Origin of the sequence: Millisia brevis NBRC 105863, from assembly GCF_001552615.1 — a bacterium.
Taxonomy (GTDB): Bacteria; Actinomycetota; Actinomycetes; order Mycobacteriales; family Mycobacteriaceae; genus Millisia; species Millisia brevis.
On record NZ_BCRN01000007.1, the window covers coordinates 190,273 to 205,089 of the forward strand.

General features: G+C 71.6%; 16 protein-coding genes, 1 tRNA gene and 1 pseudogene. 8 read left to right on the top strand and 10 right to left on the bottom strand.

Annotated elements, in window-relative coordinates; all coding sequences use genetic code 11:
* Positions 1 to 21: 21 nt before the first annotated feature.
* Both MB1_RS12200 and MB1_RS12205 read right to left on the bottom strand, forming a co-directional pair.
* Positions 22 to 759, bottom strand: a complete 738-nt coding sequence (locus MB1_RS12200) for a zinc ribbon domain-containing protein (protein WP_066907240.1) — start codon at positions 757 to 759, stop codon at positions 22 to 24.
* A gap of 100 nt (positions 760 to 859) precedes the next feature.
* Positions 860 to 1,996, bottom strand: a complete 1,137-nt coding sequence (locus MB1_RS12205; protein ID WP_245650154.1) for a Nif3-like dinuclear metal center hexameric protein — start codon at positions 1,994 to 1,996, stop codon at positions 860 to 862.
* 84 nt (positions 1,997 to 2,080) lie between these two features.
* On the opposite strand from MB1_RS12205, the gene MB1_RS12210 reads away from it, so the two are divergent.
* Genes MB1_RS12210 through MB1_RS12220 form a run of 3 tightly spaced genes read left to right on the top strand, consistent with a single transcriptional unit; the run spans position 2,081 to position 4,407 of the window.
* On the top strand, positions 2,081 to 2,821 hold the full coding sequence (locus MB1_RS12210; protein ID WP_084351623.1) for an HAD hydrolase-like protein: 741 nt from the start codon (positions 2,081 to 2,083) through the stop codon (positions 2,819 to 2,821).
* Entirely contained in the window at positions 2,818 to 3,336 is a 519-nt protein-coding gene (locus tag MB1_RS12215) for a low molecular weight protein-tyrosine-phosphatase (RefSeq protein WP_281190020.1), read from the top strand. Before MB1_RS12210 ends, MB1_RS12215 begins: the two co-directional genes overlap by 4 nt.
* 51 nt (positions 3,337 to 3,387) lie before the next feature.
* A complete protein-coding gene (locus MB1_RS12220) occupies positions 3,388 to 4,407 on the top strand; it encodes an SURF1 family cytochrome oxidase biogenesis protein (protein WP_084351625.1) in 1,020 nt (339 codons plus the stop codon).
* Here MB1_RS12220 and MB1_RS12225 read toward each other — a convergent pair.
* Complete coding sequence (locus MB1_RS12225) at positions 4,389 to 5,399, bottom strand: cobalamin biosynthesis protein (RefSeq protein ID WP_084351627.1); 1,011 nt, start codon at positions 5,397 to 5,399, stop codon at positions 4,389 to 4,391. The genes MB1_RS12220 and MB1_RS12225 overlap by 19 nt on opposite strands.
* A 103-nt stretch (positions 5,400 to 5,502) precedes the next feature.
* On the opposite strand from MB1_RS12225, the gene MB1_RS12230 reads away from it, so the two are divergent.
* Positions 5,503 to 6,000 carry a thermonuclease family protein gene (locus MB1_RS12230; protein ID WP_157084034.1) on the top strand — a complete coding sequence of 166 codons (498 nt, stop codon included), beginning with the start codon at positions 5,503 to 5,505 and terminating at the stop codon, positions 5,998 to 6,000.
* Positions 6,001 to 6,094: 94 nt separating this feature from the next.
* On the opposite strand, the gene MB1_RS12235 is transcribed toward MB1_RS12230, so the two are convergent.
* A complete protein-coding gene (locus MB1_RS12235; RefSeq protein ID WP_169801648.1) occupies positions 6,095 to 6,973 on the bottom strand; it encodes a glycosyltransferase family 2 protein in 879 nt (292 codons plus the stop codon).
* Positions 6,974 to 7,232: 259 nt separating this feature from the next.
* Between MB1_RS12235 and MB1_RS12240 the strand changes: the two genes are divergently transcribed.
* The gene (locus MB1_RS12240) at positions 7,233 to 7,697 is read left to right on the top strand and encodes a transcriptional regulator (RefSeq protein ID WP_245650155.1); all 465 of its coding nucleotides are present in this window, start codon (positions 7,233 to 7,235) and stop codon (positions 7,695 to 7,697) included.
* A 48-nt stretch (positions 7,698 to 7,745) separates the two neighbouring features.
* Here MB1_RS12240 and MB1_RS12245 read toward each other — a convergent pair whose 3' ends face one another.
* The 3 genes from MB1_RS12245 to MB1_RS12255 are packed head-to-tail and all read right to left on the bottom strand — an operon-like array spanning position 7,746 to position 10,482.
* A complete protein-coding gene (locus tag MB1_RS12245; RefSeq protein WP_066907249.1) occupies positions 7,746 to 10,061 on the bottom strand; it encodes a heavy metal translocating P-type ATPase in 2,316 nt (771 codons plus the stop codon).
* On the bottom strand, positions 10,058 to 10,273 hold the full coding sequence (locus MB1_RS12250) for a hypothetical protein (protein ID WP_066907253.1): 216 nt from the start codon (positions 10,271 to 10,273) through the stop codon (positions 10,058 to 10,060). The genes MB1_RS12245 and MB1_RS12250 overlap by 4 nt, the downstream gene beginning before the upstream one ends.
* Positions 10,273 to 10,482 carry a heavy-metal-associated domain-containing protein gene (locus MB1_RS12255; protein WP_066907256.1) on the bottom strand — a complete coding sequence of 70 codons (210 nt, stop codon included), beginning with the start codon at positions 10,480 to 10,482 and terminating at the stop codon, positions 10,273 to 10,275. Before MB1_RS12255 ends, MB1_RS12250 begins: the two co-directional genes overlap by 1 nt.
* 85 nt (positions 10,483 to 10,567) lie before the next feature.
* On the opposite strand from MB1_RS12255, the gene MB1_RS12260 reads away from it, so the two are divergent.
* Positions 10,568 to 11,575 carry an AEC family transporter gene (locus MB1_RS12260; protein ID WP_157084035.1) on the top strand — a complete coding sequence of 336 codons (1,008 nt, stop codon included), beginning with the start codon at positions 10,568 to 10,570 and terminating at the stop codon, positions 11,573 to 11,575.
* Positions 11,576 to 11,678: 103 nt separating this feature from the next.
* Here the strand turns inward: MB1_RS12260 and MB1_RS12265 are convergent, their stop codons facing one another.
* Complete coding sequence (locus tag MB1_RS12265) at positions 11,679 to 12,578, bottom strand: helix-turn-helix domain-containing protein (protein ID WP_066907262.1); 900 nt, start codon at positions 12,576 to 12,578, stop codon at positions 11,679 to 11,681.
* A 165-nt stretch (positions 12,579 to 12,743) separates the two neighbouring features.
* Here MB1_RS12265 and MB1_RS12270 point away from each other — a divergent pair.
* Positions 12,744 to 13,561 (top strand): annotated as a pseudogene (locus MB1_RS12270) (SDR family NAD(P)-dependent oxidoreductase).
* A 26-nt stretch (positions 13,562 to 13,587) separates the two neighbouring features.
* Here MB1_RS12270 and MB1_RS12275 read toward each other — a convergent pair.
* Positions 13,588 to 13,660: transfer RNA gene (locus tag MB1_RS12275), tRNA-Val, on the bottom strand.
* A 144-nt stretch (positions 13,661 to 13,804) separates the two neighbouring features.
* On the opposite strand from MB1_RS12275, the gene MB1_RS12280 reads away from it, so the two are divergent.
* Positions 13,805 to 14,305, top strand: coding sequence for a hypothetical protein (locus MB1_RS12280; RefSeq protein ID WP_066907264.1), 501 nt, complete (start codon positions 13,805 to 13,807; stop codon positions 14,303 to 14,305).
* A gap of 6 nt (positions 14,306 to 14,311) precedes the next feature.
* Here MB1_RS12280 and MB1_RS12285 read toward each other — a convergent pair whose 3' ends face one another.
* Positions 14,312 to 14,776, bottom strand: coding sequence for a peroxiredoxin (locus tag MB1_RS12285; protein WP_066907267.1), 465 nt, complete (start codon positions 14,774 to 14,776; stop codon positions 14,312 to 14,314).
* Between the last annotated feature and the right edge of the window lie 41 nt (positions 14,777 to 14,817).

Sequence of the window (14,817 nt, forward strand, 5' to 3'; positions counted from 1 at the left end):
TCACCGCCGAGCGCAACGCGCTCACAGGCCGGACTCGAAGGTGCGCACCAGGATGGTGCCGCATTCCGAACAGCGGATCAGTGCCGTCGGGGGCGCGGCCGCGATCCGGGCGATCTCGCCGCGGTCGAGTTCGAGCCGGCAGCCGCCGCAGCGGCGGGCGCGCAGCAGCGCCGCGCCCACACCGGAGCGTTCCCGCTGCCGGTCGTAGGCCTCGATCAAGGCGGAGTCGATGTCACCGACCACCGCGGCGCGAGCGGTGGTGCGATCGGCGATGCGCTCGTCGAGGTCCCCCACCGCGGCCTGGACGAGCTTCTCCGCCTCGACCAATTGCGACTCGACGTGGTCGAGCTGTGCCCCGGCGCGGTCGTGATCGCTCTGCAGCGCCTCGCGCTGCTCCATCACTCCGAGCATCTCGTCCTCGAGCAGCGCCTGCCGGCGCTCGAGCGAGCCGACCTCGTGCTGGATCTCCGAAAGCTGCTTCGCGGGGGCGGAACCGGCGGCGAGCAACTGCTGATCGCGTTCGAGCCGGCGGCGCACCGCGTCGACCTCACCCTCGAGCCGGCGGATATCGGTGTCCAGGTCGTCGATCGAAATGCCGATGGCGACCGCGGCGTCCTTCGCGGCGTTGCGTTCGCGCGCGAGCCGTTCGACGTCCTTCTCTTCCGGGAGTGCCCCGAGACGGTGCCGCAGCTGCGTCAGTTCGGTGTCCACGGCGGCCAAATCGAGCAGGCGCCTCTGCATTCCGGGGTCGACATCCATCCCGTCACCCTACTGGGCGCGAGCGGTCCGCCCGGCCGATCCGACGCGGGCCGGCGGCACTACGTCACCGACGCGTCGACACTCGGCCTTCTCGATCGGTTCAGCGAACCGCGATCGACCACGGATCGGTGCGTCGCTCGACCACCGCGCAGGTCCAGTCGACGTCTTCCGCGAAGCGCCGGTCGAGGATCTCGCGCGCCTGGTCGCACCACGGGAACTCGCCCGCCCAGTGGGCGACGTCGATCACCGGGCACCCGCCCGCCCGCAGATGCTCGTCGACCGGATGATGGCGCAGATCGGAGGTGACGTATACGTCGACGTCAGCAGCCCGGACCGCGTCGAGCAACGAATCTCCGGCGCCGCCGCAGACCGCAACGCGGCGGACCATCCGATCCGGGTCGCCGGCCGCGCGCACGCCGGTCGCCGTCGCGGGCAGCCGTTCGGCCACCCGGGCGGTGAACTCGCGCAGCGCCATCGGCGTATCCAGCTCGCCGATGCGGCCGAGCCCGGTGTCCGATGGCACCGGCGCCATCTCGATCAGGTCGAAGGCCGGTTCCTCGTAGGGGTGGGCCGCGCGCAGGGCGTCGACGACAGCCCGGCGCAGCGACCGCCGGGCGACCAATTCGAGGCGGTCCTCGGCGACCTGTTCGTCGAGCCCGACCGAGCCGATCGCCGGGTGGGCGCCGGCACCCGGCCGGAAGCGCCCGGTCCCGGAGGTCTGCCAACAGCAACGGTCGTAGTCGCCGACCCGACCGGCGCCGGCGGCGAACATCGCCTCGCGGACCGCCTCGGCGTCGGCGGAGGGAACGCGCACCACCCAGCTGTCGAGCGGCGCGGCCGGCACGTCCTGGATCGGGCGCAGCGGGGTGACCCCCAGCCGCCGGGCGAGCGCATCCGAGACGCCGATCGGCGCGGAGTCGGCGTTGGTATGGGCGGTGTACAGCGCGCAGCCGCTGCGGATCAGCCGATGGATCAGGGCGCCCTTGGGCGTATGCACGCCGACGGTGTCGACGCCGCGCAGCAACAAGGGATGATGCGCGACGATCAAATCGCAGCCGATGCTCACCGCGTGGTCGACGACCTCGGCGGTGACGTCGACGGTCACCAGCACCGAGCGCACCGGCTCCGCCGGGTCGCCGCAGACCAGACCCACCGAATCCCAACTCTCCGCCAGCCGGGGCGGATAGGCCGCCTCCAGGGTGGCGACGACATCGGCGAGGGAGACGCTGGCGACCACGACGGCCAGCCTAGTGGCAGTCGCCGACGGGGCGGGATGTCCGCCGAAGGGCGGGCCGATCCGGCGCCCACTACTGTTCATCGCATGGTCTCGCTCGTCCCCGATCGTCCGCTCGCGCTGCCCCCGGTGGTGCTCTTCGACCTCGACGGCACCCTGATCGACTCCGCCCCCGGCATCATCGACGGGCTGCGGCACGCGATGGAGACGATCGGTCGGCCGATGCCCGACGAGTCGCGGGTGCGCGAACTGATCGGACCGCCGCTGCCGGAGATCCTGCGACTGCTCGGCGCCGGATCGGACGCCGACGATCCCGAGATCGCCCGCGCCGAGGTCGAGCGGGGGCTCGCCGCCTACCGCCGGATCTACCGCGAGAGCGGCTGGTCGCACAGCCGCGTCTTCGACGGCTTTCCCGAGGCGCTCGACGAACTGCTCGCCCACGGTGTGCGGTTGGCGGTGGCCACGTCCAAGGCCGAGGTGGTCGCCGAGCAGGTCCTCGATCACTACCGGCTACGGGACCGCTTCGAGTTCGTGGCCGGGGCTTCCGAGGACGGCAGCCGCACCCTCAAGAAGGACGTGATGGCCCGCGCGCTCAGCCGGCTCGGGGTGGCGGCGGTGATCGGCGGCACGACCGGGGTCGCGATGATCGGCGACCGCAGCCACGACATCGAGGGCGCCCGGCACTGGGGTGTCCCGTGCATCGCGGTCACCTGGGGCTACGGCACCGAGGCGGAACATGCGGCCGCGGACGTGGTCGTCGACCGGCCGAAGGATCTGATCGCCGCGCTCGACGGTTTGGTCCCCGATCTCGGCGGGCGGACGTCGTGACCCCGCCCGAGCCGGGCGTCGTGACGCCGCCCGAGCGTGTGCCGGTTCACGTCACCTTCGTCTGCACCGGCAATATCTGCCGCTCCCCGATGGCCGATCGGATCGTCGCGACCGCGGTCGAGCGGGCCGGGCTCGCCGACGAGGTGCAGGTGACCAGCGCCGGCACCGGCTCCTGGCACGTCGGTGATCGCGCCGATGCCCGCGCCCGCGCCGAACTCGAACGGCACGGCTATCCGAGCGCGCATACCGCCCGCCACGTCGACGACGACATCCTGTCCGCCGATCTGATCATCGCCCTCGACCGCGGGCACGCGAAGGCGCTGCGGGCCCTGGGCGCCGACCCGTCGCGGGTGCGGCTGCTGCGCGAATTCGATCCGCAGGCGGTCGGCGACCTGTCGGTCGCCGACCCCTACTACGGTTCGGCCCGCGACTTCGCGGAGGTCCGCGAACAGATCGAGGCGGCCGTGCCGGGGTTGCTCGAGGAGATTCGCACGCTGGTCGGCACCGACCGGTAACCCCGGCGCCCGCGGCACCGCCGATCGCGGCGGAACGATACGGTGGCTGGTGTGCATCGCCTCGGGTACTTCCTCAAACCGCGCTGGCTGATTCTCGCCGGCGTGGTGGCGGTGTTCACCTACCTCTGCTTCGTCATCCTCGCGCCCTGGCAGCTGGGCAAGAACACCGAGACCGAGCACCGCAACGATCTGATCAGCGAGGCGCTCGACACCCCGACCGCCCCGTTGGGTGATGTGCTGGTCGACGGATCGCTGCCCGCGGACCGCGAATGGCGCTCGGTCGAGCTGACCGGTTCCTATGTGCAGGGCACCGAGGTCGTCGTGCGGCTGCGGTCGACGGCCGGCTCCCCCAGTTACGAGATCCTCGAGGTCTTCCGCACCACCGACGGCACCGATGTGGTGGTCAACCGCGGCTACGTCCTGCCGGACAACGGCAATCGGGTCCCGGCGATCGAGGCCGCCCCGACCGGGACGGTCACCCTCGACGGCCGCGTCCGCCGCCCGGAGCCGACCTCGCCGGAACGCCCGCCGCTGACGGATACGACACCGCCGCAGGTCTACTCGATCGCCCCGGATCAGGTCGCCGAGCTGACCGGTACCGATCCGATCGACGGGTGGATCGCCCTGGCCGACGCTCAGCCCGGCGGGCTCGGCGTGATCGGCCTGCCGCAGCTCGATGCCGGCCCGTATCTGTCGTACGGCCTGCAGTGGCTCGCCTTCGGCATCATGGCGCCGCTCGGTTTGGGCTACGTCGTCTACTCGGAGATCCGGGAACGCCGGGCGGCGAAGGCCACGGCGAGCGGATCGTCGGTCCCGGTGTCCGCCACGGAACCGGTGACCACCCCCGCCGACTCCTTCGCGACGTCGCCGGCCACCTCCCGGGACGGTTCGGCACGCGCCGCCGCAGCCGTCACCACCGTCGCCGAGGCGCCCGCGCCCACCGACGAACCGGCCCCGAAATCCCCGTCGCCCGACACCTCACCCGCGGACGCCCCGGCCGGCGAGACCGCCGATGCCCGCGCCGCGGCGACCCGCGACAAGCTCGACGCCCGCTACGGCCGGCGTCGCTGAATCCGCCGCACTCCGTAGACCGCGCCGAGCGCGACCGCCGCGGCGAGGACCGCCGCCTCCTGGACCCGTAGCGACAACGTCGCCGCCCGACGCACATCGTCGGGACCCGGGTCGCGACCGCCCGCGCCGAGCACCGGGCGCAGCTGGGTGCCGTACCGATAGGGGGTCGGCCCGCCGAGGGAGATGTCGAGCGCCCCGGCCCACGCCGCCTCGCAGACTCCGGCGTTCGGGCTCGGATGGGCGGCGGCGTCCGCCCGCCACACCCGCAGCGCCGCGGCTCCCGAACCGCCGACCACCCGAGCGCGGAGCGCCGCGAGCACCCCGGTCAGCCGGGCGGCCGGGTAGCCGAGGACGTCGTCGGCACGCGCCGCGGCCCAACCGAATCGGCCGTAGCGCTCGGATCGGTGGCCGACCATCGCGTCGAGCGTGTTGACCGCACGGTAGGCGACCACCCCCGGGGCGCCGAGGATCGCCCCCCAGACCACCACCCCGACCGCCGCGTCGGCGGTGTTCTCGGCGACCGACTCGATGCCGGCGCGGGCGAGCGCGGGCCGATCGAGCTGATCGGGCAGGCGCCCGCAGAGCATCGGCAGCCGGCGGCGGGCGGCGGTGAGGTCGGGATCCTCGAGGTCGTCGGCGAGGTCGACACCGACGCGGGCCAGGGTGGTGCCGCCGGTCGCGGCCCATACGGTCGCGGCGGTCAGCCCCGCCCGGGCGAACGGCACGGTGCGGGCGGCCCGGTCGAGCGCCGCGGTCGCCGCGACCGGCGCGCCGACCGCCACCACCCAGAACAGTGCGCCCGCCCACCGGCTGTCCCGGTAGGTCAGTCGCTCCAGGGCGCCCGCCGCGCGGCCGAATCCGGCGACCGGATGCAGGCGCTGCGGGTCCCCCAGCACCCGATCGAGGGCGAGACCGAGCACCAGGCCGGCGATCGTGTCGGGGCCCCCGTCGGCCCATCGAACACGCCTGTGACCGACACGACCGAGCGACATGCCGGGAACTCTACGACGCCCGACGCGCGGGGAAGTGGACCCTACCGCTACCATTCCCCGGGAATGCCGGGTTCATCGAGCGAAAACGAGGAACATGTTCGGAATGCGCAGCATCATTCGTGTCGTTGTCGGGTTCTGCGCAGTCGCGGCGATCGTGGCCGGACCGACGATTCCCGCGGCGTCCGCTCAGCCGGTCACCCCCAATGGTCTGACCACACAGGTTGTCTCGGGTGACACCTTCACCACGTTCAGCTTCCAGCGCGCCTGGGTGCATGTGCGCGTCTTCGGTATCGACGCCGCACAGCCCGGTCAATGCTTCGGCAACGAGGCCACCGCCTTCGCCGCCGCCGCGATGACCTGGCAGCCCACCCTGCTCGAGGCCGATCCCCGGTGGCCGTCGGCCGATCCGACCGGCGTGACCACCCTGGCGCACGTCATTCGCTGGGACGGCTTCAACTACGCCGTCGAGGCCGCCCGCGCCGGGATCGCCCGCGCCGTCTACGTCGGCCAGTTCAAGGACGAGGTTCGCGCCGCGGAGCAGGAAGCCAAGGACGCCCAGCGCGGTATCTGGAGCGCGAACTGCAACTTCGGCCAGGAGTAACCCTCCGGCCCGGACCGAAGGGTCCGGGCGGGCAGGTTTCCCGGTCGTGACGGCCGCTATCGAATCCCCGTGGATCCGATGGCGGCCGTCGGCGTCAGAAGTAGAAGACCCGGTTCTCGATGCTGCCGCGCAGCCGGCCGAGCAGGGTCGCGGCATGGAAGAGCCAGATCCCGGTGTTGTTGCGCCGGATGAAGCGCGGCATCCACGGATTGCGCAGGATCAGGTACCCGATCGTGCGCAGCACCGCGGGCGGCGGGCGGCGCGGCATCCCGTGCTCGCGGTAGTCGGCGTAGAGGCGCGCCTCGACGCGGCCGAGGGTGATCCGCCGCCGCCAATGGGTGTCGAGGGTGTCGCGCAGCCGGTAGGCGACCAGCGCGTCCGGCGCGTGCGCAAGCGTCAGACCGTGGACCCCGAGTCGCAGGCACAGTTCGTAGTCGTCGCCGGCGAGGTCGTACTCCTCGTTCCAGCCGCCGACCTCACGGTAGGTCGAGCGCCAGAGCGCGAGGGTGCAGCCATTGGCCACCGGGTGGTAGCCGAAGACGCGGGCCTGCTCCTCCGGTCCGGGTTCCGGCCGCCAGGCGACCACCTCGGGGGTGTTGATGCCGTCGATCTCGATGACCCCACCGACCGCGTCCGCCTCCCCGGCGGCGGCGACCATCGCGGACAACCAGCCGGGGTAGACGCGGTCGTCGGCGGCCGCGTAGACGAGTAGATCCCCTTGGGCCGCTTCCGATCCCACGTTGCGGGCGTGTGGCGCGCCGTCGCGGTCCGAGGCGTCGACCCATCGCAGGTTGAGTGGGCCGCCGAGGGGATGGGCGGCGAGATGCTTGCGCAGCCCGTCGGTGGATCCGTTGTCGCTGATGATCACCTCGAGCGGACCGGAGTAGTCCTGCTCGGCGAGCGCGTCGAGCTGCTCGTCGAGTTCCGGAAGCGCGTTGTGGGTGGGGATGATGATCGACACGTAGCTGGGCACCCGGGGACCGGGCGTGCGCGGGCCGGTCGCACGCGACCGCAGGGTGGTGCGACGGGAGGGTTCTCGGCCGATCACGGTGGTGGTCGGTCGCGGTCGATGATCGACATTCTCACCTCCCCGTCCGTCGTCCACCATAGGGCGGGTTGTCGACGGATACCACCGTCCGGAAAGCCGGTTTGTCACCGTATGGCCCTGCGGCCGGCCCTCACCACCGCGATCGTCGCCACACGCGGCCGCCGCGACGAGGCACAGTGGAGAGGTGACGTCGACTCCCGAACCGGCGGAACCGGCGGGCGTTGTTCCGGACCGGTCGCTGCCGGTCCCGTCGACACTCATCCCGCCGCTACCCACGGCGTCGGCGGTGCCGCCCCCTCCGCTGCCGACGATCGGGCTCGACGACGTCGTCCATCAGCGGGTGCGATTGGGCGTCCTGACGCTTCTGGCGGACGGTTCGACCATCGAATTCGCGGTCCTGCGCAATACTCTCGACCTGACCGACGGCAACCTGGCGCGGCATCTGTCGGTGCTCGAACGCGCCGGCTTCGTCACGCGGCGCCGAAGCGACGCCAACGGTGGTCGCACCCGCACCTGGATGGACATCACCCCCACGGGGCGCGCCGCCCTCGACACCGAGATCGCCGCGTTGCGCCGGCTGATCGCTCACCTCGACCGAGTCGGCCCACCGCACGACGACGAGCGGGCCGGGCCCGCGCTCGGCCCCTGATCCGATCGTCGACGCCGCGCTCAGTGCCCGACGCCGGCGACGCCGCCCTCAGCGCTCGGAGCCGGCGACGCCGCGGAAGCCGCGCAGCCGCAGGCTGTTTCCGACGACGAAGACGCTCGACAGGGCCATCGCGGCGCCGGCGAGCATCGGGTTGAGCAGCCCGAGCGCGGCGGCCGGAATCGCCGCGACGTTGTAGGCGAACGCCCAGAACAGATTCGATCGGATCGTGCCGAGCGTGCGCCGGGACAGCCGGATCGCGTCGACGACGCCGCGCAGATCGCCGCGCACGACGGTGATGTCGGCGGCCTCGATCGCGACGTCGGCGCCGGTACCCATCGCGATGCCCAGGTCGGCCCGGGCCAGCGCGGGCGCGTCGTTGACCCCGTCGCCCACCATCGCGACCACCCGACCCTCGGCCTGCAGCCGGGCGATCACGTCGACCTTGTCGGCGGGCAGCACCTCGGCGATCACCCGGTCGATCCCGACCTCCGCGGCGACACGACGGGCGACGGTCTCGTTGTCCCCGGTCAACAGCACCGGGGTCAGGCGCAGGTCGATCAACCGCGCGACCGCCTCGGCGCTGGTGGGTTTGACCGCGTCCGCCACGATCAGCAACCCCCGCACCCGGCCATCCCAGCCGGCGACAACGACGGTGCGTCCCGCCTCCCGCGCGGCCTCGGCCGCGGCGGTCAGCTCGGCATCCCATCCCTCGATGCCCTCGACACCCCCCACGCCCTCAACGGCGCCGACGGCGCGGACGGTGCTCCCGGGGGCGACCAGGGACAGGCGTCCGACGGTGACCTCCCGGCCGTCGACGACCCCGCGCACCCCGAGTCCGGGGACGTTCGCGAAGTCGGTCACCGCGGCGGGCGGGCCGATCTGCTCGGCGGCAGCAGCGGCGATCGCCCGAGCGATCGGGTGCTCCGACGAGTCCTCCAGGGCGCCCGCCAGGCGCAGCACCTCGGTGCGGTCGGTACCTGCCGCGGGCACCACGTCGAGCAGCGTCATCCGCCCGGTGGTGACGGTGCCGGTCTTGTCGAGGACCACGGTGTCGATCGCCCGGGTCGACTCGAGGACTTCGGGCCCCTTGATCAGGATGCCGAGTTGCGCGCCGCGACCGGTGCCGACCAGCAGGGCGGTCGGCGTGGCCAGCCCGAGGGCGCAGGGGCAGGCGATCACGAGGACCGCAACCGCCGCGGTGAAGGCGGCCGAGGCAGGGAAGCCCGCGCCGAGCCAGGCGCCGAGGGTGGCGACGGCGATCAGGATCACGATCGGCACGAAGACGCCGGAGACCCGATCGGCCAGGCGCTGCACCTGCGCCTTGCCGGTCTGGGCGTCCTCGACCAGGCGGGCCATCCGGGCGAGTTGGGTATCGGCGCCGATCCGGGTGGCCCGCACGACCAGCCGCCCGCCGGCGTTGAGGGTCGCTCCGGTCACCGCGTCGTCCGGGCCGACCTCGACCGGCACCGATTCACCGGTGAGCATCGACGCGTCGACCGCGGACGTTCCGGAGACGATCACCCCGTCGGTGGCGATCTTCTCCCCCGGCCGCACGACGAACCGGTCGCCGACGGCGAGCCGGTCGATCGGAATGGTGGTCTCGACGCCGTCGCGCAGGACCGCGACGTCCTTGGCCCCGAGTTCGAGCAGGGCGCGCAATGCCGCCCCCGCTCGCCGCTTCGACCGCTTCTCGAAGTACCGGCCGGCGAGGATGAACATCGTGACCCCGGCGCCGACCTCGAGATAGATATTGGCGGCGCCGTCGGTGCGGGTGAGCATCATGTCGAAACCGTGGGTCATGCCGGGGACGCCCGCGGTGCCGAGGAAGAGGGCGTAGAGCGACCACAGGAGGGCCGCCGAGGTGCCCATCGAGATCAGCGTGTCCATGGTGGCCGCGCCGTGCCGCAGGTTGATCCAGGCGGCGTGGTGGAAGGGCCACGCGCCCCAGACGATCACCGGTGCGGCCAGCGTGAGCGACGCCCACTGCCAGTAGGTGAACTGCAGGGCCGGGATCATCGCCATCGCGATCACCGGCACGGTCAGCAGCGTCGAGACGATCAGTCGGGTGCGCAGGCTCGCCAGTTCGAGGTCCGTGTCGGACGGCTGCGGGCCCGGGTCCGCCTGTGGCGGTGGGGGCACCGATGCGGCGTAGCCGGCCTTCTCGACCTCGGCGATCAGGGTGGCCGGGTCGTATCCGGCGGGCACGGTCGCCTTCGCCTTCTCGGTCGCGTAGTTGACCGTCGCGGCGACCCCGTCGAGCTTGTTGAGCTTCTTCTCGATCCGCATGGCGCACGAGGCGCAGGTCATCCCGCGGATGTCGAGTTCGACGCTCGTCGGCGTCGCCGCCGGGGTGGGGGCGCTCATCGCCCGTCCCCCGTACCGGCGTCACCGTGACCGCCGTCGTGCGAGTCCGCGCCGTCGGTGCCGGTGTGCGTGCCGACGTCGTGGGTGCCGCCGGCCGGCTGCCATCGGTCGGCGAAACCGTCCGGGACCACGGCAGCCGCGATCCCGAAGGCGGCGCCGAAGACCAGTACGGCGGCCACGGCGAAGGCCCCGAGCCGAGCGGCGACGTTCATCAGACGCGGACCGCCGCGTACCCCGCCTCGTCGACCGCCTCGACCACCAGCGCGTCGTCCACCGGAGCGGATGCGGTGATCACCAGCGTGCCGGTGCGGGCGTCGACCTCGATGCCGTCGACTCCGCCGATGCGCGCGACCTCCTCGCGGACCGCCGACTCGCAGTGACCGCAGGACATTCCGGTGACCCGATATTCGGTGACCGTCATTGCCCACCCCTTTCGATCCATACCCCCGTTGGGTATCCGACCGCCAGCGTACACCCGTACCCCCCAGGGGTATCAAGGCTTGGTCATGGGAAGCGCTCGCCTGCCGTTAGAGTGGGCGCCGATCATGGACACCGTCTTCGCGGCCACGCTGCCGTTCTTTCTGATCCTCGGGCTCGGAGCCGCGACCAGCTATACGAAGCGCTTCGCGGGTACCGAGCCGGCGATCAACGCCTTCGTCTTCTGGATCGCGCTGCCGGCGTTCCTGTTCGACGCGATCGCGCGGACCGATCCGGCCGCGGGTGTCCCGCCGCTGTTTCTGCTGCTGGCGGCCGGCGTGACGATCGTGATCACCGTCGGCGCCTACGCCCTGGCACACCTGACGCCGGTCTTCCGCCGCGTCGGCCCCGCGCAGTTCTCGCTGGCCGCCGGGTACGGCAATGTCGGCTATCTCGCGGTGCCGATCGTCATCGCCCTGGTCGGCCCCGATGCCGCGTTGGCGGTTGCGATCGGTCAGCTGCTGCACAATCTGGTCTTCATGATCGGCTACCCGCTGATCCGCACGATCGTCGCCCAACGGACGGCCGCCGCGGACGGGGCGACCGGCGGCATCGCGATCTGGCCGATCGTCAAACGGGCGCTGGTGGCCAATCCGGTGGTGCTGAGCATCTTCGCCGGGCTCGCCGTCGCCGTGGCCGATGTACCGCTGCCGTCCCTGATCGACGACAGTGTCGGGATGCTCGGCCAGGCGGCGATCCCCGCGGCGATGTTCGCGATCGGCCTGACCCTGCGCCCGGCGCTGGCGGGTATCCGCGCCGGCGGCATCCCACCGAGCGCGATCATCGCCGCCACCGCGGTCAAGCTTGTTGTTTTCCCGGCGGTTACCCTGCTGCTCGTCCGCCTCTTCCCCGGCGACCTCGCCGGCCCCTGGGGCCCGACGCTGGTGCTGCTGGCCGCCATGCCGGTCTCCTCGACCGCGTTCATCCTCGCCGAGCAGTACGACGGCGACGGCCGCTTCGCCGCGGCGACCATCGTGGTCACCAGCACCCTGGCGATCGTGGCGATTCCGCTGTTCGCTGTCGCCGCCGGCATCTGAGCCGACGGCCGTCACAAGACGCTCCCCACGGGCTCGCCGCGACAACTATCTCCTCGCCCCTGCGCCACGGGAACCTGTTGTGGCGACGATCGGCACCGACCGATCAGCCGCGCCCCACCCGGGAGGCGTTCGCGCCGTCGCGCGCCCAGTGGTTGAGCAGCTGCATCGCGTCGGCCGAGGGGGTGCCCGGCTCCGGGCTGAAGGTCAGGATCGCCAGATCCGGGTCCGCGTCGAGGTGCAGGTTCTCGTAGGCGAGGTCCATGCGCCCGACGATCGGGTGGTTGACCCGTTTGGTGCCGCTGGTATGCCGCCGCACATTCTGCGAGTTCCAGCGGCTGCGGAATTCGGGGACGGTCAGCAGCTCGTCCAGCAGGTCGCGCCGGCCGCGATCGAGCGGGGCGGGGTCGAGTGGGGCCGCCCCGATCTCGGCGCGCAGGATCTGTACACCGTTGTCCGCGATCACGTCCCAGTCGACCCAGAACCGCCTCGACTGCTCCTGGCGCAGGAACTGGAACCAGGTGTGGTTGACCGGATCGCGACCGTCGTCGTACATCTGCACGTAGAAGGCGCGCCCGAGGATATTGGCCGCGACGATGTCGCCGATCCGGTTGACCGCGAACGCCGGGACGGTCTCCATCGACTCCAGCAGTCGGCGGGCCGAGGGGCGGATCCCGGTCACCGCCCGCACCGGCGGGTTGCGGTGGCCGGCGGTGCGCGCGGCGCAGAGGCGGCGTAGGTATTCGCGCTCGACATCGGACAGGCGCAGTACCCGCGCGATCGCGTCGATCACCGAGTCGGACGCCCCGGCCGCGTCGCCGCGCTCGAAGCGCACGTAGTACTCGACCGAGACCCCGGCGAGCATCGCGACCTCCTCGCGGCGCAGGCCCTTGACCCGCCGGGTACCACCGCCTTCGTGGATGCCGACGTCGCCGGGGCTCACCCGCTCGCGGCGGGAGATCACGAAGTCGCGGATGCGCCCGCGGACGTCCTGCGCAGCACCCATACGTTCGATCGTAGGTGCGCCGATGCACGCCAGGGGGTCACTGAGCGGACCTGCTTGTTGCCGACGCGGCTTCCTAGCGTCGGTTGTCGAGCGGCTCACCGAAGGACATCGACCGAGTCCGGGGACCCGAGCCGCCACGATTCGACAGGGGAGAACGTGAGCAAGATCTGGTTCATCACCGGCGCATCCCGCGGCTTCGGCCGCACGTGGACCGAGGCCGCCCTCGAGCGCGGCGACAGCGTCGTGGCCACCGCCCACGATACCGCGACGTTGACCGATCTGGTCGACCGGTTCGGTGACCGGGTGCTGCCGCTGCGCCTGGATGTCACCGACCGGGCCGCGGCGTTCGAGGTCGTCGCGAAGGCGCACAGTCACTTCGGCCGGCTCGACGTGATCGTCAACAACGCCGGCTACGGCCTGCTCGGCGCGGTCGAGGAACTCGGCGAGGACGACCTGCGCCGCATCATCGACACCAACGTCTTCGGCGCGATCTGGGTGACCCAGGCCGCGATCCCGTTCCTGCGGGAACAGCGCAGCGGCCACATCCTGCAGGTCTCGTCGATCGGCGGCATCACCGCCTACCCCTACGTGGGCGGCTACAACGCGTCGAAGTGGGCGCTCGAGGGCATCAGCCAGGCCCTGGCCGGTGAGCTCGCCCCCTTCGGCATCAAGGTGACGCTGATCGAACCCGACTCGTTCGCCACCGGATTCGGAGCGACCGCGAGCTTCGTGGACCCGAACCCGGCCTACGACCCGCTGCGCGCATCGCTCGGGGCGACGACTTCAAGCGCGCATTGCGGTCCGGCGGCGACCCGGACGCCTCCGCGCGGGCCGTGCTCGAACTGGTCGACCTCGACGAGCCGCCGCTGCGCCAATTCTTCGGCAGCAAGCCGCTGGCGACCGCGACCGCGGATTACGAAGCACGCCTGGCGACCTGGCGGGCGGGACAGGATCTCGCGGTGCGGGCCGGCGGCGGTTTCTGAGCCGATCGGCCGGCGTGATTGGTGGGTGGGCGCAGAGGGATTTGAACCCCCGACCGCTGGTGTGTAAGACCAGAGCTCTAACCACTGAGCTATACGCCCGATCGGGGCCGACGCGATACGCCGAGCCGCCGGCAAATCTATCGTGGAACCCCGCCAATCCCCAACTCGTGGTGCGGCCGGGGTTTAGCCTGCGGGGACATCTTCGCCGTTCGGGGCCGGCGACCCGAGACGAGGGAGCCTCCGATGCGCCCGTCCACCCGCAGTCCGAAGATCGTTCGCCGCACCCGCTCACGGCTGGCCCGAACGTCCGCGATCCTCGCCGGCGCCCTGCTGGCGGCGACCGCCCTGGCCGCTCCGGCCGGGGCGCAGGAGATCAACTTCGAACCGCCCGCCGTCGACCCCGGACCCTATCTGGTCGGCGATACCGCGTACTTCTCGGTCGGCTCCTGGAATTGTTCGATTCGCCCGAATAGCGATGTCGGCTGCGACCTTCCGGGTGGCGCCTTCATGTCCCAGGTGCCGTTCGCCCCGCGCGTCTACGACGTCGCGATCGACCTGCCGTTCCTGCCGGCGCACCCCACCTTCGGCATCGGCGGACCGCAGGGGCGCGGCGGCAGCCCCCAGTTGACCGGAACGCTCCATCACGCGGGCGTCAAGTGCACCTTCGGTTTCAAGGGTGTGTTCTCGTGCCACTCGAAGGGGCACAGTTTCGCGCTGTGGCCGCCCACCCTCACCGTGAGCTGAGCGACGCTAGTCGACGGTGGCGAGGGCGTCGGTCCAGATCTTCGGGTCGCGCGCCTCGCCGGGGCCGTTCATCTGCGAGTACCGGATGACCCCGCCGGTATCGATCATGAAGGTGCCCCGATTGGCGAATCCGGCGGACTCGTTGAACACCCCGTAGGCCTGCGCGACCTCACCGTGCGGCCAGAAATCCGACAGCAGCGGGAAGGTATATCCCAGTTCCGCGGCCCACACCTTGTGGGTGGGCGGCGGGCCGACGGAGATCGCCAGGGTGGCCGTCGTGTCGTTCTCGAACGTCGGCAGCGCATCGCGGACCTGACACAACTCGCCCTGGCAGGTGCCGGTGAAGGCCAGCGGGTAGAACACCAACAGCACGTTCTTGACACCCCGATAGGACGAGAGGGTCACGGGCTGGTTGTTCTGGTCGCGCAACGTGAAATCCGGCGCTACGGCGCCGATGGGGAGCGGTGACATGGCAGAGCTCTCCTGCTCGAGGTGGGCTGTCGGCTACCGAC